27 protein-coding genes, 1 tRNA gene and 2 pseudogenes are annotated in these 22,646 nt (G+C 63.3%); 18 read left to right on the top strand and 12 right to left on the bottom strand.

The genetic code is table 11. From position 1 onward, the window contains the following. Positions 1-5: 5 nt before the first annotated feature. Positions 6-857: a LysR family transcriptional regulator gene (locus tag BJA_RS26535; RefSeq protein WP_011088016.1), complete on the bottom strand. Its 852-nt coding sequence runs from the start codon at positions 855-857 to the stop codon at positions 6-8. A gap of 113 nt (positions 858-970) precedes the next feature. Between BJA_RS26535 and BJA_RS26530 the strand changes: the two genes are divergently transcribed. Further along, positions 971-1,393 (top strand): tautomerase family protein, encoded by a 423-nt coding sequence (locus BJA_RS26530; protein ID WP_011088015.1) that lies wholly within the window; start codon positions 971-973, stop codon positions 1,391-1,393. Here the strand turns inward: BJA_RS26530 and BJA_RS26525 are convergent. Together BJA_RS26525 and lipB are read right to left on the bottom strand one after the other, a co-directional pair. Next, positions 1,351-2,151, bottom strand: coding sequence for a DNA helicase (locus tag BJA_RS26525; RefSeq protein WP_011088014.1), 801 nt, complete (start codon positions 2,149-2,151; stop codon positions 1,351-1,353). The two genes, BJA_RS26530 and BJA_RS26525, sit on opposite strands and share 43 nt — an antisense overlap. A 199-nt stretch (positions 2,152-2,350) precedes the next feature. Continuing rightward, positions 2,351-3,100 (bottom strand): lipoyl(octanoyl) transferase LipB, encoded by a 750-nt coding sequence (gene lipB, locus BJA_RS26520; protein WP_011088013.1) that lies wholly within the window; start codon positions 3,098-3,100, stop codon positions 2,351-2,353. A 67-nt stretch (positions 3,101-3,167) separates the two neighbouring features. Between lipB and BJA_RS26515 the strand changes: the two genes are divergently transcribed. From BJA_RS26515 to BJA_RS26505, 3 genes and pseudogenes are all read left to right on the top strand, one after another. Next, the gene (locus tag BJA_RS26515) at positions 3,168-3,410 is read left to right on the top strand and encodes a FliM/FliN family flagellar motor switch protein (protein ID WP_011088012.1); all 243 of its coding nucleotides are present in this window, start codon (positions 3,168-3,170) and stop codon (positions 3,408-3,410) included. Positions 3,411-3,575: 165 nt separating this feature from the next. Continuing rightward, positions 3,576-3,660 (top strand) — tRNA-Leu (locus tag BJA_RS26510). Positions 3,661-4,007: 347 nt separating this feature from the next. After that, positions 4,008-4,130, top strand: a pseudogene (locus BJA_RS26505) (isochorismatase family protein); the annotation flags it as partial. Between the two features lie 11 nt (positions 4,131-4,141). On the opposite strand, the gene BJA_RS26500 reads toward BJA_RS26505, so the two are convergent. Further along, the gene (locus BJA_RS26500) at positions 4,142-4,399 is read right to left on the bottom strand and encodes a hypothetical protein (protein WP_063194972.1); all 258 of its coding nucleotides are present in this window, start codon (positions 4,397-4,399) and stop codon (positions 4,142-4,144) included. A gap of 292 nt (positions 4,400-4,691) precedes the next feature. Between BJA_RS26500 and BJA_RS26495 the strand changes: the two genes are divergently transcribed. Beyond that, positions 4,692-5,066 (top strand): hypothetical protein, encoded by a 375-nt coding sequence (locus BJA_RS26495; protein ID WP_011088010.1) that lies wholly within the window; start codon positions 4,692-4,694, stop codon positions 5,064-5,066. A 3-nt stretch (positions 5,067-5,069) separates the two neighbouring features. Here the strand turns inward: BJA_RS26495 and BJA_RS26490 are convergent, their stop codons facing one another. Then, positions 5,070-6,380, bottom strand: a complete 1,311-nt coding sequence (locus BJA_RS26490) for a polysaccharide deacetylase family protein (protein ID WP_011088009.1) — start codon at positions 6,378-6,380, stop codon at positions 5,070-5,072. A gap of 179 nt (positions 6,381-6,559) precedes the next feature. Further along, entirely contained in the window at positions 6,560-7,333 is a 774-nt protein-coding gene (locus BJA_RS26485) for a polysaccharide deacetylase family protein (RefSeq protein ID WP_038967985.1), read from the bottom strand. A gap of 110 nt (positions 7,334-7,443) precedes the next feature. On the opposite strand from BJA_RS26485, the gene mgtE reads away from it, so the two are divergent. From mgtE to BJA_RS26465, 4 genes are all read left to right on the top strand, one after another. Then, positions 7,444-8,865: a magnesium transporter gene (mgtE, locus tag BJA_RS26480; protein ID WP_011088007.1), complete on the top strand. Its 1,422-nt coding sequence runs from the start codon at positions 7,444-7,446 to the stop codon at positions 8,863-8,865. A gap of 118 nt (positions 8,866-8,983) precedes the next feature. Beyond that, positions 8,984-9,286, top strand: a complete 303-nt coding sequence (locus BJA_RS26475) for a helix-turn-helix domain-containing protein (RefSeq protein WP_011088006.1) — start codon at positions 8,984-8,986, stop codon at positions 9,284-9,286. A gap of 130 nt (positions 9,287-9,416) precedes the next feature. Beyond that, positions 9,417-10,235: an aldo/keto reductase gene (locus tag BJA_RS26470; protein ID WP_011088005.1), complete on the top strand. Its 819-nt coding sequence runs from the start codon at positions 9,417-9,419 to the stop codon at positions 10,233-10,235. A gap of 149 nt (positions 10,236-10,384) precedes the next feature. Next, on the top strand, positions 10,385-11,365 hold the full coding sequence (locus tag BJA_RS26465; protein ID WP_011088004.1) for a hypothetical protein: 981 nt from the start codon (positions 10,385-10,387) through the stop codon (positions 11,363-11,365). Between the two features lie 12 nt (positions 11,366-11,377). On the opposite strand, the gene BJA_RS26460 is transcribed toward BJA_RS26465, so the two are convergent. From BJA_RS26460 to BJA_RS26445, 4 genes are all read right to left on the bottom strand, one after another. Further along, complete coding sequence (locus BJA_RS26460) at positions 11,378-11,629, bottom strand: hypothetical protein (RefSeq protein ID WP_028171482.1); 252 nt, start codon at positions 11,627-11,629, stop codon at positions 11,378-11,380. A gap of 726 nt (positions 11,630-12,355) precedes the next feature. Next, a complete protein-coding gene (locus BJA_RS26455) occupies positions 12,356-12,541 on the bottom strand; it encodes a hypothetical protein (RefSeq protein WP_038967979.1) in 186 nt (61 codons plus the stop codon). A gap of 551 nt (positions 12,542-13,092) precedes the next feature. Beyond that, positions 13,093-13,659 (bottom strand): hypothetical protein, encoded by a 567-nt coding sequence (locus tag BJA_RS26450; protein ID WP_011088002.1) that lies wholly within the window; start codon positions 13,657-13,659, stop codon positions 13,093-13,095. Between the two features lie 37 nt (positions 13,660-13,696). After that, positions 13,697-13,921: a helix-turn-helix transcriptional regulator gene (locus BJA_RS26445; protein WP_038967980.1), complete on the bottom strand. Its 225-nt coding sequence runs from the start codon at positions 13,919-13,921 to the stop codon at positions 13,697-13,699. Positions 13,922-14,399: 478 nt separating this feature from the next. Here BJA_RS26445 and BJA_RS26440 point away from each other — a divergent pair, with 478 nt between their 5' ends. From BJA_RS26440 to BJA_RS26415, 6 genes are all read left to right on the top strand, one after another. Then, positions 14,400-14,927, top strand: coding sequence for a hypothetical protein (locus tag BJA_RS26440; protein ID WP_162185845.1), 528 nt, complete (start codon positions 14,400-14,402; stop codon positions 14,925-14,927). A gap of 190 nt (positions 14,928-15,117) precedes the next feature. Next, positions 15,118-15,411, top strand: a complete 294-nt coding sequence (locus BJA_RS26435) for a hypothetical protein (RefSeq protein WP_011087999.1) — start codon at positions 15,118-15,120, stop codon at positions 15,409-15,411. Positions 15,412-15,424: 13 nt separating this feature from the next. Next, the gene (locus BJA_RS26430; protein WP_011087998.1) at positions 15,425-18,619 is read left to right on the top strand and encodes a hypothetical protein; all 3,195 of its coding nucleotides are present in this window, start codon (positions 15,425-15,427) and stop codon (positions 18,617-18,619) included. Between the two features lie 265 nt (positions 18,620-18,884). Next, on the top strand, positions 18,885-19,448 hold the full coding sequence (locus BJA_RS26425; RefSeq protein WP_011087997.1) for a hypothetical protein: 564 nt from the start codon (positions 18,885-18,887) through the stop codon (positions 19,446-19,448). Positions 19,449-19,530: 82 nt separating this feature from the next. Further along, positions 19,531-20,139 (top strand): hypothetical protein, encoded by a 609-nt coding sequence (locus BJA_RS26420; protein WP_011087996.1) that lies wholly within the window; start codon positions 19,531-19,533, stop codon positions 20,137-20,139. After that, positions 20,111-20,287, top strand: coding sequence for a hypothetical protein (locus BJA_RS26415; RefSeq protein WP_156149846.1), 177 nt, complete (start codon positions 20,111-20,113; stop codon positions 20,285-20,287). Before BJA_RS26420 ends, BJA_RS26415 begins: the two co-directional genes overlap by 29 nt. 223 nt (positions 20,288-20,510) lie before the next feature. On the opposite strand, the pseudogene BJA_RS26410 reads toward BJA_RS26415, so the two are convergent. Continuing rightward, a pseudogene (locus BJA_RS26410) lies at positions 20,511-20,756 on the bottom strand (DNA polymerase/3'-5' exonuclease PolX); the annotation flags it as partial. 162 nt (positions 20,757-20,918) lie between these two features. Here BJA_RS26410 and BJA_RS26405 point away from each other — a divergent pair. Genes BJA_RS26405 through BJA_RS26400 form a run of 3 tightly spaced genes read left to right on the top strand, consistent with a single transcriptional unit; the run spans position 20,919 to position 21,949 of the window. Continuing rightward, positions 20,919-21,311 (top strand): YybH family protein, encoded by a 393-nt coding sequence (locus tag BJA_RS26405; RefSeq protein ID WP_038967987.1) that lies wholly within the window; start codon positions 20,919-20,921, stop codon positions 21,309-21,311. 11 nt (positions 21,312-21,322) lie between these two features. Beyond that, a complete protein-coding gene (locus tag BJA_RS42410) occupies positions 21,323-21,472 on the top strand; it encodes a hypothetical protein (RefSeq protein WP_085966847.1) in 150 nt (49 codons plus the stop codon). Between the two features lie 60 nt (positions 21,473-21,532). Further along, positions 21,533-21,949: a hypothetical protein gene (locus tag BJA_RS26400; protein ID WP_011087993.1), complete on the top strand. Its 417-nt coding sequence runs from the start codon at positions 21,533-21,535 to the stop codon at positions 21,947-21,949. A 224-nt stretch (positions 21,950-22,173) separates the two neighbouring features. Here BJA_RS26400 and BJA_RS26395 read toward each other — a convergent pair whose 3' ends face one another. After that, entirely contained in the window at positions 22,174-22,638 is a 465-nt protein-coding gene (locus BJA_RS26395) for a hypothetical protein (RefSeq protein WP_011087992.1), read from the bottom strand. Positions 22,639-22,646: the final 8 nt, after the last annotated feature.

Raw genomic sequence — 22,646 nt, 5'->3', positions numbered from 1 at the left:
GGACGTCAGGCGGCAACGCTCTTGAACGTCGCCGCCACCGCCCGCAGCGCCGCCAGCTTCGCGGGATCGCTGACCTTCGAATGCAGCATCACCTTCGAGCTGCCGAGTTTCGGCAGCTTGTGCGCGGGCCCGATGTCGATCAGCCCGGGAGGCGCGATCCGCCGCGCCAGCGGCGCGATGGCAAGTCCGGCAAGCGCGGCAGCGACCACTGCGGTGACGCCGCCTCCGACAAAACGTTCGCGCCAGGCGAGGCCGGCCTTGTCGAGCGCGCGGACCGCAATGGCGCGAACGCCGCAGGGCGGGGCGAGCGTCGCGAGCGGCAGCGGCTCACCCTTCGGCAGCGTGAAGCGTCGTGACGCGAACCAGCAAAACTCGTCCTCGGCGAGCTTCTCGCCGCCGCGGCGGCTGCCTTCCTGGCGGACGATCACCGCATCCAGCTCGCCCGTGTCGTAAGCGTCCTGCATCTCGCGCGAGAAGCCGATGGTGACGGCGAGCGTGAGATTCGAAGACATCGCGTGCAGACGTTCGAGCAGCGGCACCAGTTCGGGGCCGGCGGCGTGGTCGGAGATGCCGAGCGAGAGGGATTGTGCAGTCGAAGTATCGCCGGACAGCGCGCGGTCATGCGCTTCCATCAGCGCACGGGCGCGATCGAGGAACGCGGCACCGTCGGCGGTGAGCCGTACCGCGCGCGGCGAGCGCTCGACGAGACGTTTGCGGAGCAGCGTCTCCAGCCGCTGGAGCTTGAGGCTGACCGCTGCCTGCGTCGTGCCGAGCGCTTCCGCGGCGCGGGTAAAGCTCTGGAGGTCGGCGACCAGCAGGAAGGCCTGGACGGTGGCGATGTCGAGGGTGGCTGTCATTATGATTAGTTATCACTGGTATCAATATAGATAATATATCAAAATGACGCGGGGAGGTCTAGCTTCTCATCACCACCGCGCAACGCCAGTGCGGCATCTTGAGGAGAACGACCATGCCCCTGATCACCGTGTCCTACACCACCTCGCGCCAATCGCCTTCGCTGAAGGCCGACATCGCCAGCGCCGTGTCCGAACTCACCGCAAAAATCCTGCACAAGGATCCCAAGGTGACCGCCATCATCGTGAAGTCCGTCGATGCCGGCGACTGGTTCGCCGGCGGCAGGTCGCTCGCCGAGCAGAAGCTTGCCAGCTACTGGATCGACATCCACGTCAGCGAAGGCACCAACACCAAGGACGAGAAGGCGGCCTATCTCGCCGCGATGTTCAAGCGCATGGCCGAGATTTTGGGCCCGCTTCATCCCGAGACCTATCTGCATGTCGACGAGGTCAAGGGCGACGCCTACGGCTTTGGCGGCCTGACCCAGGAGCGCCGCTACATCGCCGGCAAGCTCGAGGTTGCCCTGAAGGCAGCATGATGTTGCAGGCCGCGGGTGAACCATCCCACCCGCGGCCTGAAGCCGTCAGCTCGCCGCCCGGAACTGAACCTCGGAATTGTTGAGGAAGCACGCTTGTCGAACAGCTTCAGATCCAGCGGGTTCGGCAGGCGGACATCGTCGAGGTCGGGGCACGGCTTGACTGAGGGATCATAGGACCGGTCGATCTGCGAGATGAAGACGACGATCAGCCCCTTGTCGCGCGCGAACGATTTTAGTGCGCGCACCTGAACGGTCACGTCGGGGTTTTCCCGCCGCTGGTCGAGCAGTTGCAGATAGTCGATCACCACGACCGTGCCGCGGGGTGCTGCGGCCATCTGCTTGACAACGTAATCGGCGCTGATCGCGTCCGAGCAATCGACCTCGAACATGTCAGCGAATTGCGCGGGATCGACGCCGATCGCGCGAAGGCGGTCCAGCACATCCTTCCCGGTGTATTCGAGCGAGAAGAACGCGGCGCGATGGCCCGACTTCATCGCCTCCACGGCAAGCTCGAGGCTCATCAGCGTCTTGCCCTGACCGGGGCGCGCCCCGACCAGCACCAGGTCACCCGGCCGGAATTGCGGGAACAGCCGATTGGCCGGCGTCATCGCGGCGGCTTTTGCCGCAAGCATGCTCCAGGCGGAAAACCCTTCCGTCGTGGCGATGCGGTCAAGCGCGTCGTGGAGCGGAATGCCTTCCTCGCGGGACAGGCGCTTCGCCTTGCGCTTCAGATGATAGATGGGTGCAGAGAGTCTCATCGTCAAAACCTCCCATTGCGAGCATGGATCGCAACCCCTCCTTATGCCTGGCGCTCGAACAGTCGGCCGATGATCAACTCGCCCGGCATGAGGGCTGCTTTCCCGGCGGAGGGGGGAGGCGTAGGCGGCACCTGAAACAAGCATAGCCGATTCCATTACGAGCGGAGAACTCGCGCGGTCAGGCTCGAACAGGAAAATGTCAGGCGGCCGCTTCCGGCACCAGCGCGCGGGTCGGTCCGAACAGCTCTTCGAACGCCTGCCGAAGCGCAACATCGACATCGGCCATCGTCACGAGCTGGCCGAGATCGACCAGCGAGGTGACGCCGTAGCGGGGATCGGCGACGCCGCAGGGCACGATCCCTGCGAAATGCGACAGCTCCGGCTCGACATTGATGGCGATGCCGTGGAACGATACCCAACGCTTCAGCCGCACGCCGATCGCGGCGATCTTGTCCTCGTACCCGTCGCCCTTGTCGGGCCGTTTCACCCAGACGCCGACCCGGTCCTCGCGCCGTTCGCCGCGGACGTTGAAGGCGGCGAGCGTCTTCAGGATCAGCTCCTCCAGGCTCGCGACATAGGCCCGGACATCAGGCCGGCGGCGCTTGAGGTCGAGCATGATGTAGGCCACCCGCTGGCCGGGCCCGTGATAGGTGAGCTGCCCGCCGCGCCCGGTGGCGAAGGTCGGGAATCGGGGATCGAGCAGGTCCGAATCCTTGCCCGAGGTGCCGGAGGTGTAGAGCGGGGGGTGTTCGAGCAGCCAGACCAGCTCGGGGGCCTCGCCGGCCGCGATCGCGGCAACCCGCGCCTCCATGGCGGCTACAGCCTCCGGATAGGGCACCGGCGCGTCCGAAATCCGCCACTCGACGGGCTCGCCGCCTGTGGCGGAAAACGACGTCAGATCGAGGTCTTGACGCTGATCTTGGCGGGGGTTTTGAGGCGAATTAACCATTGGCTAACCATAACGTGGTGATGATTGCAGGCGCAAATGCCAGTCTCAAGTTGCGGCGGTCCCGACAGTGCCCACTCTCGATAAAGTCACCGTGGATCTCATGGTCGTCCTCGGGACGACCACCATGCCGATCCATCAGGTATTACGTCTTTCCCGCGGCGCCATCATCGAGCTGGATGCAACCGAGGCCGACGAGGTCAAGGTTTTGGCCAACAACCTGCCGGTCGCCTCCGGCGTCGTGCTGGTCGACCGCAACCGGATCGCGGTCGAGGTCAAGCAGATGCTGCCACGCACGCCGGGCACGCGATAGCGGCCCCGGGCATGCGGTAAAGGCCGATCCTGCGGGGAGGGCCGGAACTTTCCTGCCAAGCTTGTGGAATTCTGGGTCTTTGCAGGCTTGTACCCCTCTGATGGATTTGTTAGATCGGCGCCGTTGATCCGGCCGGCCCTCAAGCCTCAGGCCGGCATCCCCAAAGCGCTCGTGGCGGAACTGGTAGACGCGCTGCCTTGAGGTGGCAGTGAGTAAAATCGTGGGGGTTCGAGTCCCTCCGAGCGCACCACAAGGCCGAATTTGGCTTTGAAATCCCTGAAGTTTTTCTGATGTAGGCCCCGGGACTGGCATCACGCCGGTCCTCTTCCGCGCGCCGCTTGCGTCGGTCGGAGCCGTCGCGTGACCGGTCCGATCGAACGCGGCGAACTTCCTCGTTCTTCCGCCGACACCGTCAATCGATCCCGCGATTCGCCGGCGTGATGGAGCGCGCTGATGGCGCGGGGCTTCGCCCACCGCGGGTGACCGCGGAACGACGGCTGTCGACAGCCGATGTACTCGCCGCGTGCCGTCGCGCGGCCATGCGTTTGAAGGTGGAGGACGACGAGGGACAGCGCGTTGGAAGTTGCCGACATCCGGGCGGAGACGGACGTCTGCGTCCTGTCGACGGTCCTGAGCGCTGTCGATCTTGGCTTCAGGGTCGTCATCGTCGAGGACGCGCTGTGCAGCTCGTCCGATGTCGGGCACGATGCACCGATGACGCACCCAGCCCCTCAGCCATATTCCTCGCCGATGCCGTATTCGCGGTAGATCTCCAGCGGGTCGAGATCGGGAAACAGGCGGCATTTGGCCTGGGCGAGGTGCAGGCTCACCGCCGCCGGCTCCTTGCCGTTCGCAAGCATCTTGCGGATGTCGTCCATATGCGCGTTCGGCTGGTGCTTCGGCTCAAGCTGCTCCAGCGCGACCAGCGCCGTCGCGAGAGCTTCGGTCAGAACCCAGTCGTCGTGGCCCGTGATTCCCTTCTTCGGCATCGGCAGACCCCACATGTGGCGGCGAGTCCCAGTCTATCGCGACTTCCGCCAGATCGCCATTAAGCGTTGCGGACATCCGTGTGCGGAACGGGCCGGCCGTCGTGGCCCGGCTTGCATTATGGCCGCGCGTGGCTAAAAGGCGGCGAGTTGAGGGCGATGGTATCTTTGTTGAAACGAAGTTGGCGTAGACGGGCCCGCGCGGCATTCGGGCCGGCTGTTCCGGCCTGTGTCCCATAATCGCTGAACGCGCAGCACGATCCGGTTGCGCGCATCTCTCTGGGCTGGAGCCAGCATGGTCTTTCTAAGCTTCGTCTACCGCTTCGTGACCAATTTCGCGTTCATGGCGATGGTCTATTTCAGCCTCAACTTCCTGGAGAAATACCAGAACCGGGCGATCGTCGCGATCCTGGTGCTGGTCTACACCGGCATGCGCGCGGCCTCGACGCTGCGTGCGTTCTACTTCTTCCAGAAGATCGAGAAGCTGGAAGCCGAGACCAAGCGCCTTCAGGCCCCGATCAACGATGGCGCTGGCGGAACCTCGACGCGCAAGCAGATCGTGACCGACGTTGCGCGGCTGCGCCGCGACGGCGAGCTCAAGTCCTATATGGACCTGTTCTTCCTGGCGCTGATCGTGCTGCTCTGCGTCGCCAACATCATGCGGCAGTAGAGCTTACTGCGCGCGCTTCTTCAGGCTGGCCACGCGGGTCGGACGCGGCGCGGCGTTCTGCGCAGTGCTCTTGGGAGCGGCGTTCTTGGGGGCAGCGCTCCTGGGGGCCGTGCCCTTGGCCTGCGCGGCATGCTTCGGTGCGCCGTGTGTCGCGTGGGCGGTGCGGGGCGCCTGCGATTTGGCAGCCTTGCTCGTGGCCGCACGGGGCGTCTCGGCCGCCATCGCCAGCCGTGTCGCGGCCCGCCGCGACAGCGTCGTGGACAGCAAGACCTCGATCGAGCCCTCGGGAATCGCGAAGAGATCGCGGTCGGGCACGGGCAGGGTGGCGGCGACGTTCGCCTGCGCCATGGTCCGGCGCGGCAGCAGCGGCTGATGCCCGGTCTGCGCATTGAGATCGGCAAGCGAGGGCGCCGGAAGCGTCTGGGTCTGCGTGAACACGAAGTTCGGCACGGCCGGCCAGCGCGCGATCGGCACGGTCTCGGTCGGCGGATGCAGCAGCCATTCCACCGGCGTGGTCGGCGTCGCCGGGCGATCCGCGGTTGCGGGCACCACATGCACGATGCGATAGCCGCGCGCCTTGAGATCGCGGATGATCTTGGGCAGCGCCGCCACCGTGCGGGCCTGGATGTCGTGCAGCAGCAGGATGCCCTTGCCCTTGGCCTCCAGCCGCTGGATCGCGAGCTGGTAGACGCGGTCGGACGACACGTGCCGCCAGTCGTCGGCGGGGAAATCGGCGCTCCAGACCTGGATGCCGCGCGAGATAAGATAGTTCTCGACGCCCTCGGCGCGCATCAGGCCGGGAATGCGGAAGAACGGCGCGAGCTTGGACGGATCGGTCATCGCGGCCGAAGTCCACTCGATGCCGCCGTTGATCTCGGGCTCGAATTTTTCGATTCCCATCCGGTCGAACGTCAGCGGATGGTTCATGCTGTGCGTGCCGACGGTGTGGCCCGCCGCGACAAGCTTGCGCACCCCTTCCGGGTTCGCCTTGGCCTGGCCGCCGATGATGAAGAAGGTCGCCTTGATGCACTCGTCGGCGAGGATCTGGAGCACCTGGTTGGAATATTTCGGCAGCGGACCGTCGTCGAAGGTCAGGACGACCTCGTGGTCCTTCAGCGGCAGCGTTTCGCGGTACTGCATCGTGCCGATGCGCGGATGCTCGTGCGGATCGACCACGAGGGTGCGGGAGGTCCCGAGCGCGTCCGGGTGGCCGGGACAGTCGGCTGCAAGGGCCGCCGGTGTTCCAACGGTCAGCAAGCCCAAACAAAGGACGATCCACGATCGCGTCCGAACAACAACGCTACTTCCGATCATGAATCCCGTCTGCCCTCATACGCGATTGCCGCCATAGTAGGTCGGAGACATCAGGAATCGGTTCAGGCGCCAGAACCTTCCCCACGACGAGTCCGCCTCAATACTTGCACGGCGTAGCATGAACAGAGTGTTAATAGGCCCTAAATCACCCCATTTTGCGACGGCGTGACATTCCGGCATCAGCGCGTATCGGCATTCTTCTGCGCTGCGCCCGCCGGGACGACGTGAACCACCCGGTAGCCGTTCTCCCTCAGATACCGCAGGAAGGCCGGCATGATCGCGGCCGTGCGCGCCTTGGGATCGTGGAAGAGGATGATACCCTTGCCGGCCGCGGCGAGCCGCTCGGTGATCAGCTTCAGTTCCTGCTCCGGCGTCATCTCGTTCCAGTCGCTGGCCCAGAGGTCGGCGCCGAACACGACGATGCCGCGCGACTGGAGCAGGTCGAGCTCGGCTTGCGTCGCCTCGAAATAGGGGAAGCGGAAGAACGGCGTCGAGGGCGTCGTGGTCGAGGTCCCGTGCAGCGCCATCTCGTCGGCGGCGATGCCGCGGTCGATCTCGGCCTTGGCCTTGTCGAGCGGGATCCGCGCCATGAACGGGTGTGACCAGGTGTGATGGCCGATGGTGTGGCCCTCGCGTGCGATGCGCTTGACCATCTCAGGGTGCTCGGAGGCGTGCAGGCCGATCAGGAAGAAGGTCGCGCGCGCGCATTCCTGCGCCAGCGCCGCCAGCACCTTCGATGTCGTCGGCGGATAGGGGCCGTCGTCGAAGGTCAGCACGACCTCGTGATCGGCGAGCTGCAGCGTCTGCGGAAAGCTCTTCAAGCCCACGCGCGGCGTGGTCATGGCGTCGACGCTCAGAATGCGCGAGGTGCCGAGCGCATCCTTGCGCGGGCACTCGGCGGCTTCAGTCGAGGCGATGCCGGCGAGGGCCGCGAGCACCGCGCCCGCCGACATCGATGTCCATTTCAGCCAAAGCATCTTTGCCATTGCGCTCGGAGTTGCCTTGTGGGTATTGCCTGAACCATCAGCTCAGACCACCAACCTGTCAAACGGCGAGGCGCACCATGGATGAACATATGGACGGTGCTCCATCCGCTGCGGCCTCGGTACTCGACCACGTGCCGATGCGCAATGAAGACGGCGAAATTCGTCATGAATTCGTCGAGGAAATTGCCCGTGCGATCGAGGCCGGAGACAGTGCCGCGCTGCGCGCCTGCGTCGCCGAGCTGCACGAGGCCGATCTCGGCGATCTCATCGGCGCGCTCGAGCCCGACGATCGCGTCCGCCTGGTTGAGCTCACGGGCCGCGACTTCGACTTTTCGGCGCTGAACGAGGTCGACGAGAGCGTCCGCGAGGAGATCCTCGATGAGTTGCCGCCGGAGACGGTCGCGGAAGGCGTCCGCGAGCTCGAATCCGACGACGCGGTCGAGCTGCTGGAGACCCTCGACGAGGCCGAGCAGGAGGAGATCCTCGAGAAGCTGCCCATGCGGGAGCGCGTCGCGCTCGAGCGCAGCCTGCTGTATCCGGAAAATTCCGCCGGCCGCCGGATGCAGACCGAGTTCATCGCCGTGCCCCAGGATTTCACCGTGGGACAGGCGATCGACTACATGCGCGAGACGCCGGATCTGCCCGACCGCTTCTACGAGATCTACGTCGTCGACAAGGACCAGCACTGGCAGGGCGCGATCTCGCTCGACGTGCTGCTCCGCGCCCGCCGCCCGGTGGCGCTTGCCGAGCTGACCGACGAGGATCGCCGCCGCGTCTCCGTCCTGGAGGACCAGGAGGAGGTGGCGCGCATGTTCGGCAAGTACAATCTCGTCGCAGCTCCCGTGCTCGACACCCAGGATCGCCTGGTCGGCGTCATCACCGTGGACGACGTCGTCGACGTCATCGAGGAAGAGGCGGACGAAGACCTCAAGGCGCTCGGCGGCGTCACCAGCGACGAAGAGCTGTCGGACACCGTGTTCACCATTGCCCGGGCGCGGTTCAATTGGCTGCTGGTCAATCTCGCCACCGCCTTCCTGGCGTCCTCCGTGCTCGGCTTGTTCGAGGGCCAGCTGGAAAAGATGGTGGCGCTCGCGGTGCTCGCACCGATCGTGGCGAGCCAGGGCGGCAACGCCGCGACCCAGACCATGACGGTCGCGGTGAGGGCGCTCGCGACCCGCGAGCTCGGCTCCTCCAATGCATGGCGCGTGGTGATGCGCGAAGGCCTGGTCGGCCTCGTCAACGGCCTGGCCTTCGCCGTGATCACGGGCATTGCCGCGGTGGCCTGGTTCAAGATCCCCGGCCTCGGCATCGTCATCGGGCTTGCGATCATCTGCAACCTCGTCGCCGGCGCGCTCGGCGGCATCCTGATCCCGATGGCGCTCGAACGTGTCCGGGCCGATCCGGCGGTGGCGTCAGGGACGTTCGTGACGACGGTGACCGATGTGGTCGGGTTCTTCTCCTTCCTCGGGATTGCGACCTTGTGGTTCGGGTTGAGGTAGCTCTCGTCTCCGCTCCGTCATTCCGGGCTCGCGCTCCGCACGCCCCGGAGTGACGGCCCGCCATCATCTTTAATCCGAACTTAAGCGACCTGACGCATCATCGCCCGGGCCTGGGGGAATGAACATGCGGTTGCGGCTGAAGGCGGATGGACGGATCGTCGAGTTGCGGGACGGGCAGGAATTTCCGGTCCAGCCCACGGCCAATGCCGCGCCGGCCGACACCGGCTCGCTCGCGGTGCGCGACCTGCGCCGCCGCGCCTGCCTGACCCAGATGGAGTTCGCCGCCAAGCTCGGCGTTCCCGTCGAGACCATCCGCAACTGGGAGCAGGGCAAGCGCGCCCCGCGGGGACCGGCCCGCGCGCTGCTTGCCGTGATCGCGCATGCGCCCGACACGGTGTTCCAGGCGCTTGCCAAAGCCTGACGCGAACCTCCCATTAGCATTGCGCTGAATAACCGGCCCGGTTGCAACGGCTTCCGTTGGCAGCCTCCCGGACCCGGTCCATAATGATGCCTGATGGTATTTGGGGCGACCGCAACAGAGAGGATTCCTCATGCTGTTCGTCGAGGCCAATGGCGCAAGGATCCCGGCGATCGGGCTCGGGACCTGGGAGTTGAGCGGGCGGCCATGCGCGCGCGTGGTCGAGCAGGCGCTGCGGCTCGGTTATCGCCACATCGACACCGCACAGGTCTATGACAATGAGCGCGAGGTCGGCGACGGCGTGCGCGCCTCCGGCGTGCGCCGCGACGACGTCTTCCTCACCACCAAGGTCTGGACCAACCATTTCGCGCCCAACGACCTCGAACGGTCGGTGAAGGAGAGCCTTGCGCGGCTGCGCCTTCCCTCCGTCGATCTGTTGCTGCTGCACTGGCCCAATTCGCACGTGCCGCTGGCGGAGACGCTGGGCGCGCTGTCGCATGCCAGGCAAATGGGCCTGACGCGCCACATCGGCGTCTCCAATTTCACGGTGGCGCTGATCGAGCAGGCGGTCGCGCTGTCGCCGGAGCCGCTCGTCTGCAACCAGGTCGAATTTCACCCTTATCTGGACCAGGCCAAGGTGAGGGCGGCCTGCGACCAGCATGGGCTCGCGCTGGTCGCCTACAGCCCGATCGCCAGGGGGCGCATCAAGACCGACCAGACGCTCGCCGGGATCGGGCGGGCGCATCGCAAGACGCCGGCGCAGGTCTGCCTGCGCTGGCTCGTGCAGCAGAACGTCGCAGCGATCCCGCGCACCTCGCGCATCGAGCGTCTGTCGGAGAACATCGAGATCTTCGATTTCGAGCTCTCCGACGACGAGATGGCCCGGATCGCCGCGCTGGCCAATCCCAAGGGCCGCCTGACCGACTTTGGCTTCGCGCCAAAATGGGATTGAGGGCGGGCTGCCGTATGCCCAGCATGATCCGGAAAAGTGCGAAGCGGTTTTCCGATAAGATCATGCTCGAACAAGAGCCTAAAGCGGGATGACGGTTGATCCTAACCTCATCGCGCTTTAGGAGCAGGGCGGCAACCCAAGACCGGGCGATGGAACTGCGGAAGATCATACGGACGGACATTGCGGCGTCGGCGATCGCGCATCTGACGCTGGTGGCGCTGATCATCGTGATCAGCGAGGTCCATCCGTTCCATGCCGCGCCGCCCGAAGCTGTTGCGGTCGACATCGTCACGCCGGAGCAGGTCAAGGAGCAGGAGACGAAGGCGGAGGAGGCCGCAAAGGAGAAAGCGCCGGAGCCGACCCCGACCCCCGAGATGAGACTGCCGAAGCTGGACGTCACCGACAAGGCGGATGCAGCGGCGAAGCCGGACGCCAAGCAGCAGGCCGCCTCGCAATCATCGCAGCAGAAAGCGTCGCCCGAACCGGAGCAGCCGACGCAGCAGAAACAGCCGCAGCCGCAACCCTCACAGACGCCGAAGCAACGTGAGGCCACCGCGCAGCCGCAGCAGCCCCAGCAACCGCAACCACAGCCGTCGCAGTTGCCGCCGCAACAGCCGCTGCCGCAGTCGCAACCTCAGCCCGCGCCGCAGCCCTCGCAAGCGGTGCCGCAGCCGCAGGCCGCGCCTCCGGCCTATCAGGCCCCCGAGCCCGACGTCACCGTCAAATACGGCGTGATGCTGGGCCTGCCGCCGGAACTGCCGGTCGAGCCGAAAGACGCGCCGAGGGATGACGGCGGCGATGCCAAGGATTCCATCGGAGCCAAGCTGCCGCCCGAGGTCATTGCCGAGCTTCGTCGGCGCCTCAGGAGCTGCGCAAAACTGCCGGCCGGTGTCGCGCCGACCGACCCGGTGCGCATCAAGCTGCGCGCGGTGTTCGCCACCGACGGCACGCTGGCGCGCCCGCCGATCCTGATCGAAGCCCCGCCATCCGCGAAGGGCGTGGCCATCGTGAAGTCGGCGACGAGCGCGCTCCAGGCCTGTCAGCCGTACAAGATGCTGCCGGCCGACAAATACGAGGAATGGAAGGTGTTGGACCTGCCGTTCACGCCGCAGGATTTCGGCGGGGGATAAGTTGCCTCGCGGCTATCCGCGCGCGGCGAGACAGGCGCGGACCTTGTCGGCGGCGGGCTTCGGCACTGCGTGAGCTCGCCACTGCTCGCGCGTCGCGCCCGCCGAGGCGAGGCACTGGTTGATGTTTCGCTCATATGTGGCGCGAGACATGCTGTCGCGCTTGGCCTGGCAGGCCGGGTCGCCGCCGCATTCGTAAAGTGGAGCCGCCTTGGCCGTTGATGCTCCGAGAATGGTTACGGCAACCGCGATCATCAGCTTGTTCATTTCGCCCCCGGAATTATGCTTTGAGTATTCTCAATGCTGCGCCTATAGCGCATCGAACTGCTGCCTGCAACCTTGGGTGAAGTGCCGGCGGCGCTATGGAAGCGCGCACTGACTGTTCACTGGCGACGATCTCGTCGTTGTGTTTCTCAATGGCATCCAGAACAAGCCATTACCCGACGGGCAAGACACCGCGAATGCAGTCAAGCCTCTTTCCCGAAAATATTCCACTTTACCGAAATTCGGATTTATCGTATTTGTCGCCCATCCCGGCTCATCCTTGAGGGGCGATCGTGTGGTCGTCATGTGTCGCGAGCCGGGCTTGCGGTGGACGCGGCAGCGTCGGGCGCGAGAGGCGTGGGCAGGGCGGATTGCTCTCCGTGAGCCCAAGACTTCGTGCCGGATGAGCGGCGCTGCCAGGTTCGTCTCGCCTGTAAGTTTTCGGCTCCGTCGACAGGGCTGGAAAAACTGCGGCGAAATGGCGGGCCGTGCGTACGGCAAAACCGTGTGGTCCTTTCCGCAAGGCCTTTTTCCGGCCTCTTGAAGGCGGTGAAAGTACCTGAAACTAAAGGCATATTTCGGTTGTTGCCCGGCTAACGAACGAGCCGACCGAACCTGCCGGGCCCTATTAGGCCCTAGTTTCACACCTGTCCGCTGGCGCGGCCCTGCTGTTGCGGCGCGCTGTGCGGCCTTCCTGCGGGCTCGACGCTGTCGCCTGCCGGTCGCGATCTACTGGATGCGGTCAGCGATGATGCCGAGCATAACAACTACGGCTGCGAGCAGCCACATCACCCCTCTGATATCCTGCCGCGTATGTCGGATGTAGTCGTCGGTGCCGCCAGTGTCCTTGCGCTGCTCTCTGTTCGCGAGGAAGACCACTACGACTATCATGCCAATGCCGATCAGCGTGAACATGGTACTTCCTTCACTTGAGCCTGCCCGTCCAGGCGGCGAGCATCGAGCAGAGCTTTGCAGCGATGAGCAATAGACGGATGCGGTTATCCCCCGCCTTCGGGCCGTTCGGCGCGGCGGCTTCGGCCGGTTAGCTTGAAGCGGGCAACGCTCGTTGCTGCCCGCCCCAATCGCTTACTTGAAAACGCCGTTTGGCCAAATGGAGCCAACGAGGACGGCTAAGGCGATGAACAACTCGGATAGAGCATGCACCGAGGCGGGTTCGAGCGCGTGCATCGCGTTCACCCTTCATCAATGGATGATTGTTTTGCGATGCATGTTGGACGAGACATGCCCAGTGCGCTTGCGAGACACCGATTGCGAAAACGCGCAAGCTCCTGAATGATAGCGCCTGAACCCCTAAAACTTCACTAAATCCGCGACGTCGAACCTAAGCGCCCACGTGGTGATGCTGACCTTCTGTAGCCAGAGCGCCCCTATCAGTGGCGCTCGGCCTGACAAGACAGGCCATGCGAGCCGTCTTGCCAGCGCGACGACCGGGTTACAGGACTGCCCTAGCCGCGCGGTTCGTGATAAGTCGTGCGGGGAGACCGCCAAGGATCGAGCCTGTCTCCCCGCTGCGCATCCATCCCTGCTGAGTTAGCACGGAGCCGAAGCGGACGCGCATCTCGTTCATCGTCAGGGGCCAACTTGTAGCCCGGCGATGTTTCGCGCAATTCGGTAGCGCGCGGTGAAGTGACCAGCCGCACGCCAAGCAGCGCGAGCGGCGAGATGTCGGCACGATGCTCGACCGGGGAGCAGACGTTGCTGCGCAGCCACACCAGTGCCGCCTCATCGCGCTCAACCCCCAGCAGATCGCCCTGCACCTCGGCTTCGCGCTGTTGCCGCGTTTCATGCGACAGCGCCGCCTCGTCATCGGCTTCGGTGTCTATTTCCGCAGCAAGCCGTTTGATGATGGCCTCGGAATGCAGCCACACGAGCAGAAGGGTCGCTGCGTCTATTTCTGCGAATGCAAGCGATGGCGCACCGGTGTTGTAGACCTGCGACTGCAAGCGCTGCATCGGCCCGACGATCTTGCGATCGTGCTCGATCAGGTCCGAGACATCCGGCGCGCCCTGCATCGCCGAGGGCCGCCGTGGGCCGGACAAACCCCAATCATCAGCACGGGTTCACAATCGTGCGCGCGCGCCTTCCTTTGCCCCGCCCCCGACGCGGATCGAATTCGTCAACCGCGTTCTGCCAAGCGATGATCTCGTCCTCAAACCAGACGCGCCGGTTCGGGCTGATGTAGGTTGATTTGGGGAAGCGGCCGGACTTCTCCATGCGGTAAAGCGTGGTGCGCCCGACCGGGATGATCTCCAAAACCTGCTTTTCGTTGAGCATGCGTCGAGGACCGAATCTTGTGGGTTCTTCCTCCTCCAATTGGGCTCCGTGTCGATTTCCTGCTACCATCCGAATCTCAGGTGTTCCCGCGGCATCGCGCCACTGCCTCGTCATGACAATGTCTGCGCTCACACGGAACCAAATGGAGCAACGGGCATTCGGGTGGAAGATTTAACTAGCCGAAATTGCACCCCTCAACCCAATGCCTCATGGTTCGGACTGGCCGACAGCAACAACGATCACGGATGATCCAGAGCAAGCACGCGCTTATCTAGCGACTGTGCTGAAGGCATTCGGCCCAGTCGGGGCGATAGTCGATTACGTGGGGCCGGATTGGGGAACTGTGTCCGAACCTGATCTATTTGAGCGCCCGACACGCACCGACGAGGTGGCTCGCCACGTTGAGCACAAGCTCCGGGCGGCCGGGCGCCTATACTGGAGAGTGTCGCGGTTCCGTTCCGTTGCGGAGACTCGTGAGTTGCTTGACGATCTCCAGATGAAACTGAGCGTCGTCTACCGCCGGATGCAGCAGCTACCGAATGTCCGCAGAGCATTTAACGCTGGACGGGACAGGGATGTGCCCGACAGCGGATGGTACCAAGATCCGCCCGACAATCCATGGTATCCACATGTGTTCGACACCAGCGTTGCTGAAGAAGAAGTTCCCGAGCACGAAAAATGGGGGCGGCTCCTGCTGGCAATCGAGGACGGCTGGAGCAGAGTTGGGTACTTATTGAGGCCCGATGTGGATTTGGGTGAATTGTTGGAACAGCCGCCAACCAACCAAAAGAACCCGGAACGCGTGCTCTGGGAAGCGATCTTCGCGCTGCTGCGGGAGTGTGGCATTGAGCCGCTGGAGAGGTATCAGCCCCTGATATACACGCTCAGAGCTGCGCACCTGCTGTTCGGAATTGAGGAGCCGCCGAACCCTAACAGCGTCGGCTACGTGAAATTTGAATTCCTGAAGCAGCAGGCAAGCAGCGGCAAACAGCAAGGCATTGGGTGAGGGGGACTAATAATCCCTAGCTAAATATTCACGGCAGGACTGCCTTCCGGCTCAATGAGAAACCTCGTCGACTCAGCGCGGCGAGGTTTTTTCTATCTGAAACCGGGGTCGCATCCGGTCCTGACTTGGTCACCCGCGAGCGGTGATGATGCAGGGTTGACGACCCCCTAAGAGCCGAGGTCTCCATCTCATGGGTTTCACCGTCGTCCCGCGCGGCCGCAAGCCGAAGCCGCCGATCCCGTTGCATCGCTTCGTGCGCAGTGCCTGTCGCGACATTGAGCGCATCACCAGTATGGCGCTGACCTGTGCGCCGACGGACAGCTGGTCGCAAACATTCTTCACCAACCTCATCCGCGCGCTGCGTAATGCGGGGGATGTGCTGGAGCGTGCTGTCGAACTGCGCGTTGCCGAAGATCGCGCGGTTCACCAGGAGAAGCTCGCCGCGATCCGTGAACGCGAAACTGACGCGCGTTTGCACAAGTAGTCGCGGAGCGACAATGAGCACTCCTGACTCTGTTCCGCAGTCAGCTGACGACGTCACGCAAAGCGACGACGACGTCGCTGGTCAGACCAACTTGGCCGGCGCACAACTGACCTTGATCACGAAAATGGACGAACCGTCGCTGATGTCGAAGCGGCTGTCGTTGAATGACGACGGCTCGTTGAACAGCGACGGCTCGAAATGCTGGATGAGCAAGGGTATGGCTACGCGCGCATTCGCCGCCACCGCGGCTATGCTTGCGCGCATCATCGTCGCTTGTCGTCCCAATCAAGCGATTGCGCTCGGCTCGCTGGCGAAGAACATCGCCGATCCCGTCCACATCGTCACGAAAGACCGAGTCAACGAGAGCCCTGGTTGCATTGCCCGGACCCGCGACTTCATCGACTATCGGTCGGGCGTGCCCTCTTGGCTTTTGATTGATTTTGATACCAAGGGCATGCCTCCGGAAGTCAAAGCCAAGATCGCTTCCAACAGCGGTATGTGGGAGTGCCTGCTCACGGTGGCTCCCGACCTCGCGCGTGCCGCCCGCGTGAGCCGCGCCAGCACGAGCGCGGGGCTGTCTCGTGCGGACACCGGTGATTTGATCCCCGGCTCGGATGGTGAGCATCACTACTTGCTCGTCGCTGACGGCGGCGACATCGAGCGCTTCTTGCGCGATCTGCACGATAAATGCTGGCTGAATGGATACGGCTGGTACATGATCGGCCGCGCCGGCCAATTGCTCGAACGGAGCATCGTGGATCGCATGGTGGGCTTTGGCGAGCGCTTGTGCTTCGAGGGTACTCCCTTGCTCGTCCCGCCGCTGGTCCAGAACTCTTCGAAGCGAGAGCCTCGCGTCTTTGACGGCCAGGCGATTGACTCCAGCCGCGTCGTGCCGCCGCCGACCGAGTACGACCGGCACCGGATCAGCCTGGCCAAGGCTGACAGCAAGCGAGCTTTGAGCAAAGCCGCTGCCGAGGTCGCGAACAAGCGCGACCAAGATCTCGCCAAGGCCATCTCAGCTCGGTCAGGCACGCCGATCGCTACCGCGTTGCGTTTGATCAAAGCGCGGCACCAGGGCGTGCTCTATCCCGACATTGAGTTGGAGTTCGATCGCCTTGGTAGCGTCACCGTCGGCGCCGTGCTGGCGACGCCGGAGCGTTACGTGAATGAAACGCTTGCCGATCCGCTGGAGGGCGTGTCGTACGGTCGCGGCAAAGCCATGGTGTTGGGAGGAGGCGAGGGCGATCTCGTGATCCACTCATTTGCGCATGGTCGTTCGCTCTATTACCTGCGTTACGATCTGGCATCAGCAAAGGCGATCGTCACCGCCGGACCCGCCGCCGGCATGGTAGATCACGCGATGGCGATTCTTGCTCAAGCCAGGCTCGAGCTGGACGAGCTCGACGACTTTGCTGCGTCGGTAGCAAAGGCGGCTGGCGCGAGCGTGCGTACAATCAAGGCGCGAATGAAGAACGAGCTCGCTGCGCGAAAGAGCCAGGCGCGGGAAGTTTTTGCGGAGGCGACGACCGATGGCCGTATCGTTCGTCCGCTTCCGTATGCAAATGAGGAATTGCTGCCGACGGTCACCTTCATCGACGATGTTCTCGCAAAAGACGACAGCCCCGAGCCCCCGATGCGCAACGCAAACGGTGTTCCTGTTCGGATCGACGAAAAGGAGCCATGGGCTCTCCATCTTTTGACGTCCGGTTCGGCAAACGCGACCGCTCGCCCCGATGAGCTGATGAAGGCGCCGACCCAGCCGGTGATCACCGAGTTGACGGCGAGCAGCCTGCAGATGCTGATCGAGAAGTATCTCCGCTGGGAGAAGGTCTGCGAAGATGGACCTAACTATTTCGCGGCAACGCCATTGCCGTTCATCAAAGCGTTCTTTGACTATGCAGACAGCGAGATGCCCGTTGTTCGCGGGATCAATCAGGCGCCGCTCGTGACTGCAACCGGACGAGTGATCGACGGAAACGGCCTCGACCGGGCTCTCGGTGTTGTGCATCGCATCGATCCCGCCCTGCGAGCGTGCTTGCCTGCCGGCAAGCCGACGGACGACGAGGCTCGCGTGGCGCTGGAATTTCTGATGCGTGAATGGCTCGTTGATGTGGCTCTCGATGATGCCGGCAAATGTGTCGTCATTGTTCTCGCAATCACCCTGCTGCAGCGCGCGCTGCTTCCCGAGCGTCCGGCGTTCTTCGTCACGGCGGGCCAGCGCGGTGGCGGCAAAACGACGTTGATTCAGATGATCGTCGCGGCAATTCTTGGCCGACCTGCTGCGGCGGCGGCCTGGTCGGATAACGCGGAGGAGCGGAAAAAAGCGCTGTTTTCGTATCTGCGTCAAGCTGTCGGTGTGTTGATCTGGGATAACATCAGTCGTGGATCCACGATCAGCTGTCCCCATATCGAGGCCGCGCTCACTGCGCCCGAGATCTCAGATCGCGTGCTGGGCGTTTCCCTTTTCGAGACCGTGCCGGCGTCGACCATCCAGGTCTTCACCGGCAACTCGATCGCGCCTCGTGGCGACATGGCAAGCCGGTCATTCGTCCTGTCGTTGAACGTCGATCGGCCCGATCCTGAGAATCGCGATTTCAAGCACAGCGATCCCGTGGGCTGGACGCAGGCGAACCGCGCGCGTGTTCTTCGGGCGCTCTACTTGATTCTGGTTGCCGGCATTCAGAACCGGCCGAGTGATCAACAGGCGAAAACGCGCTTCAAGAGCTGGTGGAACTTGGCCGGGTGGCCGGTTGAATACGCGGCAGCTTTGGTCGGCATTGACTTCGATTGCGGCAAACTCCTCTTAGCCGGCGAGGCCCAGGACGAGGAAGCGAGCACGACGTCGCGCGTCCTGACCGCCCTTTGGACGCGGTTTGGTGAGGAGCAGTTCACCGCGCGGTCAGTGGCCTCGCTTTTGTCGGACTACAATCTGGCGACCGACGAGGATGCCGCTGAGCTTGCGGACGGTTTGGCGGAGTTGGCACAGAAAGCGGTCGATAAGGCGACGGCACAGGGCATCGGCAAGCTCTTCCAGAAGCATTTGACCGGCCGTCCAACATGGATCGAAGACCGCGTCGCGTTCCTGCGCCGCGTCCCTGGTCATCAGCAGAATCTATATCGGATCGAGATCCGGCGGGCGGCTGACGATCGGCGGTCGCCTGCGAAGTCCGGCGATTGTGACGATGATCCTTTTTCGGATCCGAACTGACGCGAGATGTCGAAGGGGAGAGAGGGGAAAGAGGGGAAAGAGGGGAAAGTTTACAGCCTCGTCGCAGGGAAATGCGCGAATTTTGGGAGTGAGTTCTCGCTGGTTCGAGAATTTTTCATAGCAGCAGGGCTCTAACATTCCCCACATTCCCCCTTTCCCCAAGCAAGCGGTTTCGGAACAGGTGCGGCGGATTCCCCGCTGCGCTCGGTATGACGATGGGACGCGTCATGGCCGCTCGACAGAGTCCCGATGAGAAGAGGGTCAAATGAACACGTACAACGTCGTCACAATGAAGGGCGATCGGCTGAAAATGCCGCCCGTCAAGAATTTTCACGTCTTGATGGAGTTTCCTTGGCTCCCCGACTTCGCGAAGTGGCTGCTGAAGGTAGTGGAGGCAGAGGAACTCTGGTTCGAGGTGCGTCAGGCTGAATTGTTTGCGCAGAACTTTCCTCACCTGGTAACGTTCCCGGATCCGCAGCTTCATGATTGCGCGCTGGCAGTCGTGAGCGCGCTTCAAGATCAAGAAATGATGGACGGTGAAGCAGACGATGCCTTCGTGTACGCCATCGACTTCAGCTTCTGCAAAGCCCGTGGCTTCGAAACGGAATTCATTCTTTTAAAAGAGCTGGGTTTCTTCACCGTCTTCGAGAATTTCTACCGGACGGCGATTCCGAAGTCGATCGATCGTTGCTTAGTGAAAATTGTCTTCCACCGCGTCGCCTATCATCACCTGGACGAGGAGGGCAAACTGTCAGCGAACTCACCGGGCATTCTCTACATGCCGAAAGCGGAGGCCGAGGCCAAGGCCGAGTGGTGGCGCGCACAATAAGTTACACACCAATCGTCTTCCCGGTCTGGAACTCCAGATCGGGACCTATCGAACGGCGCGGGTCCCTGTCGGACCCGGGCACATGCGGGTCGCACTTGCGCGCACGATATTTGTACTGTATGGTACAAAATTAGGGGTCAGTAGGAAAATGGCGACGATAGCTCAGGCGGCAGCTCATATTTGCTGCTCGCGCTCACAGTTTGATTCTTACCTCGCCGAGGGCGTGATCACCCGGCAGCCTTCCGGGAAGTATGATCTCGATCAGGTCCGTCGAGAGGTTTTGGCGCATCTGCGGTCCGTCGCCGCCGGTCGCGGCGGTGCTGCCGGTAGCAGGCTAACCGAGGAGCGCACGCGCCTTGTGGCCGCGAAACGTCGCCGCGAGGAACGCCAGGACGCTTTCGAAGCAGGCCAACTTGTGCAGCTTGAATCCGTCTGCCGTTGTCTGGAGCAAAGTCTCGTCGGCATGCGCAATCGACTGCTCAATTTACCTGGCGAGACCGCCTATTTGCTCGCTATGCGTCGGCAGGAAGAATGTTTCAAGGTTGTGGATGATGCTGTTCGCGCAGCCCTCGAAGAAATTGCCGATCCGGCCTGGACTGCTGCGCGTATGACGGCTGCGGGCCTTGTGAGCCAGATCGACGAAACCCATAAAGGCGATCATGATGACAAAGAAGACCCGGACGTCGCTTGAAAGTGAGTCGCGCGTTGGCTTTCGTATTCATTCGAATGGCGAAGTGGAAATGCTGACCGAGGCCGAGACCCTCGCGCTCATCTTGCGAGCCTTCCGCGAGGGCATGCGGCGCGCCGGCTGGTCACGGCTGGCACCAACCTTTCACTGAAATGACTTGCCACAGTTTGCGGGTGAGTGGCGCTTGTGTTGGAGATTGGGTAGGCGAGGCTGGCGGCGGGCAAGGTACCGGTGCTGCGAACGCGCTGACGTGGACGTCGCCTTCTACGCATGGGCCACTAGCACGATGTGCGGAATTTTGCTGAAATCGTGACCGCGATCCGTGGCGACCGCAACCACATTTCCCTCCAGCGAGCCATCGTGCGCTGGCGACATTAGGCCGCCCGGGCGAGCGAGCGCCGCTTCTGGCGGAGGTAGCGCGTGATCTCCGGAAGCGTCATCGCGTTCAGGACACGGTCGGCGGGAATGCCGCCCTTCCGGGCCATCTCGACGCCCCAGTGCATGTGGTCGAGCTCCGGGATCGAGTGCGCGTCCGGATTGATGCTGAGCATGCAGCCGAAGTCGAGGGCGGCCTGGTGCCAGCGCCAATCCAGATCGAGGCGCCATGGGTGGGCGTTGATGCTGCACCGCAGCGGTCTCGACGATTGCCGACCATCCGTATTTGATGTCAAATTGATCCTTGTTCTGGGTCGAGCTTTTTTGATGTCCATTTTCAGGGAGGAATTGCGATGCTGCGGGCCTGCTTCTCATGCCTCTTCGTTGCGATCGTTTCGCTGTCAGCAATGGCCGCTGACGGTGATCCGAAGCAGAAGGTCGAAGCGATCGCTTCGGAATATGCTGCAAGCTTCAACAAGCAGGACGGTGCGGGAATTGCCGCCCTGTTCGCGGCGGGCGGGATCCACGTCAATCCGGCCGGTCCGCGTTCCGACATCGCGGAATTCTACCAAGGCGCGTTCAAGGCTGGGTTCGACCACGAGGAGATCACGGTCGACCAGGCATGGCCGCTGGGGTCGGACATGGCGCTTGCCATAGGGGCGTACCGCCTCGCAGGCAAAAATCAGAACGGCGCGCCCATCGAGACGGGAGGTATCTGGACGGCGACCTACGTGACCGAGGGCGGCAAGCTCAAGATTCGTTTGCTGTCGGCGATGCCCAAGCCGCCGCCTCCGAAGTAGGAGGTCGCCTAATGTTCGACGCGCCTACCACAGCACTCTTGCGTGCGGTCCTCGATGAAGTCTGCAAGAGCATCTCGGGGTGCGAGATCGGGATGCGCGCGCACCTCGCTTCGAAGATTTTGGAAGCCGCAACGAAGGGCGAAATCTCCACGAACGATTGAGGCGAGCCGGGCGCAAAGCCCTGGGCGCCAACCATATGGCGCTGAGCGCAGGGGGCGGGGATGAATTTTCAGGTCACGGTCCTGAAAATCCTGGTGAGCTATCCGGACGGCTTCGCCGTCATGGCCGACCTCAAGCGCGACATGGCGATTCTGGCGACCAGCGGACGTGACTGGGCCGAACGCACCAAGCGGCTGGCTGCGCGCGTGCCCGAGCTGGACATCTTCTCGCAAGGTCTCGTCGAGAGGCTCGACGGCGGCTGGCGTATCACCGAGAAAGGCCGCGCCGTTCTCGAGATCATGGAGGCGCGGCCGGTTGCCGTGCCGGCTACCGAGCAGCCTCCCATCCGGGCGACCGATGCCTCGACGCCTGCGGCGACACCGGCGGCATCCCCCGTCGCGACGGGCCGACGCAAGCGGGACCAGAAGCGGCGTCGACGCGATCTGGTCGCAGCGCGGGCAAGGGCCAAGGCTTCGTAACGGAGCCCATCTCAGGCCAGCGTAAGAAGGCGTCGTCCGTCACCGATTTGCCGTCAGCTTCCCGCAACGCCCTCCCGGGCGACGGCCTCCGCCTCGCCCAGATTGGCATGGCCGTTCGCGGCCCGCAGGAGCGCTTGGACAACGTATTTGCGGGTTTCTTGATCGACGCCGCGGGGAGCTTCCGGCAAATGGTCTCCAGCGCCTCAAACCGTAGGAGCAACAGCTTATTCCAGCTCAATTTGCGTTTGAACGGACCTGACGACCCGTTCGAAGGCAGCTTTAGCCAGCCGATCATCAGTGAGCCATTCCATTGTCCAATTCGGTCGACCCTCCAGTTCCCTGAACGTGGCGACTTCGTAAGCGCCTCCGGTGCGCGACAGTGACGCCCCGAGCGTTGGATGGTCACGCACCAGGGACCAAACCCTTGCTTCGATGTCGCGTCGGCTCGCCCTAACCGGATGCAGTTCGTATTTAGCCTGCAGGTCACTGGCAATCTGGTCGAGGCGCGCATAACAGGCCACGGATACCTTGTTGTCCTTTCCGGCGATCCCAAAGCCCCAATTTGCATCGGGGCGCGGCGTAGGACCAAATATGAAAAGATCCTCCAACTCGCCGCACTCTTCGTGCTTGCGAGCGGCCGCCAGCATCATCTGGCGCAGTTCTTCTTCACTCTTGCGATCCTTGACCACCTACATCT

Origin of the sequence: Bradyrhizobium diazoefficiens USDA 110 (genome assembly GCF_000011365.1) — a bacterium.
Taxonomy (GTDB): domain Bacteria; phylum Pseudomonadota; class Alphaproteobacteria; order Rhizobiales; family Xanthobacteraceae; genus Bradyrhizobium; species Bradyrhizobium diazoefficiens.
Note: the sequence above shows the minus strand (reverse complement) of the source record. Positions and strands in the feature narration are given on the sequence as shown.

What these genes read in the sequence shown, in the direction of transcription:
- BJA_RS26535 (WP_011088016.1), bottom strand. Translation starts at nt 857, where the DNA reads ATGACAGCCACCCTCGACATCGCCACCGTCCAGGCCTTCCTGCTGGTC.
- BJA_RS26530 (WP_011088015.1), top strand. Translation starts at nt 971, where the DNA reads ATGCCCCTGATCACCGTGTCCTACACCACCTCGCGCCAATCGCCTTCG.
- BJA_RS26525 (WP_011088014.1), bottom strand. Translation starts at nt 2,151, where the DNA reads ATGAGACTCTCTGCACCCATCTATCATCTGAAGCGCAAGGCGAAGCGC.
- lipB (WP_011088013.1), bottom strand. Translation starts at nt 3,100, where the DNA reads ATGGTTAATTCGCCTCAAAACCCCCGCCAAGATCAGCGTCAAGACCTC.
- BJA_RS26500 (WP_063194972.1), bottom strand. Translation starts at nt 4,399, where the DNA reads ATGCCGAAGAAGGGAATCACGGGCCACGACGACTGGGTTCTGACCGAA.
- BJA_RS26495 (WP_011088010.1), top strand. Translation starts at nt 4,692, where the DNA reads ATGGTCTTTCTAAGCTTCGTCTACCGCTTCGTGACCAATTTCGCGTTC.
- BJA_RS26490 (WP_011088009.1), bottom strand. Translation starts at nt 6,380, where the DNA reads ATGATCGGAAGTAGCGTTGTTGTTCGGACGCGATCGTGGATCGTCCTT.
- BJA_RS26485 (WP_038967985.1), bottom strand. Translation starts at nt 7,333, where the DNA reads ATGTCGGCGGGCGCGGTGCTCGCGGCCCTCGCCGGCATCGCCTCGACT.
- mgtE (WP_011088007.1), top strand. Translation starts at nt 7,444, where the DNA reads ATGGATGAACATATGGACGGTGCTCCATCCGCTGCGGCCTCGGTACTC.
- BJA_RS26475 (WP_011088006.1), top strand. Translation starts at nt 8,984, where the DNA reads ATGAACATGCGGTTGCGGCTGAAGGCGGATGGACGGATCGTCGAGTTG.
- BJA_RS26470 (WP_011088005.1), top strand. Translation starts at nt 9,417, where the DNA reads ATGCTGTTCGTCGAGGCCAATGGCGCAAGGATCCCGGCGATCGGGCTC.
- BJA_RS26465 (WP_011088004.1), top strand. Translation starts at nt 10,385, where the DNA reads ATGGAACTGCGGAAGATCATACGGACGGACATTGCGGCGTCGGCGATC.
- BJA_RS26460 (WP_028171482.1), bottom strand. Translation starts at nt 11,629, where the DNA reads ATGAACAAGCTGATGATCGCGGTTGCCGTAACCATTCTCGGAGCATCA.
- BJA_RS26455 (WP_038967979.1), bottom strand. Translation starts at nt 12,541, where the DNA reads ATGTTCACGCTGATCGGCATTGGCATGATAGTCGTAGTGGTCTTCCTC.
- BJA_RS26450 (WP_011088002.1), bottom strand. Translation starts at nt 13,659, where the DNA reads ATGCAGGGCGCGCCGGATGTCTCGGACCTGATCGAGCACGATCGCAAG.
- BJA_RS26445 (WP_038967980.1), bottom strand. Translation starts at nt 13,921, where the DNA reads ATGCTCAACGAAAAGCAGGTTTTGGAGATCATCCCGGTCGGGCGCACC.
- BJA_RS26435 (WP_011087999.1), top strand. Translation starts at nt 15,118, where the DNA reads ATGGGTTTCACCGTCGTCCCGCGCGGCCGCAAGCCGAAGCCGCCGATC.
- BJA_RS26430 (WP_011087998.1), top strand. Translation starts at nt 15,425, where the DNA reads ATGAGCACTCCTGACTCTGTTCCGCAGTCAGCTGACGACGTCACGCAA.
- BJA_RS26425 (WP_011087997.1), top strand. Translation starts at nt 18,885, where the DNA reads ATGAACACGTACAACGTCGTCACAATGAAGGGCGATCGGCTGAAAATG.
- BJA_RS26420 (WP_011087996.1), top strand. Translation starts at nt 19,531, where the DNA reads ATGCGGGTCGCACTTGCGCGCACGATATTTGTACTGTATGGTACAAAA.
- BJA_RS26415 (WP_156149846.1), top strand. Translation starts at nt 20,111, where the DNA reads ATGACAAAGAAGACCCGGACGTCGCTTGAAAGTGAGTCGCGCGTTGGC.
- BJA_RS26405 (WP_038967987.1), top strand. Translation starts at nt 20,919, where the DNA reads ATGGCCGCTGACGGTGATCCGAAGCAGAAGGTCGAAGCGATCGCTTCG.
- BJA_RS42410 (WP_085966847.1), top strand. Translation starts at nt 21,323, where the DNA reads ATGTTCGACGCGCCTACCACAGCACTCTTGCGTGCGGTCCTCGATGAA.
- BJA_RS26400 (WP_011087993.1), top strand. Translation starts at nt 21,533, where the DNA reads ATGAATTTTCAGGTCACGGTCCTGAAAATCCTGGTGAGCTATCCGGAC.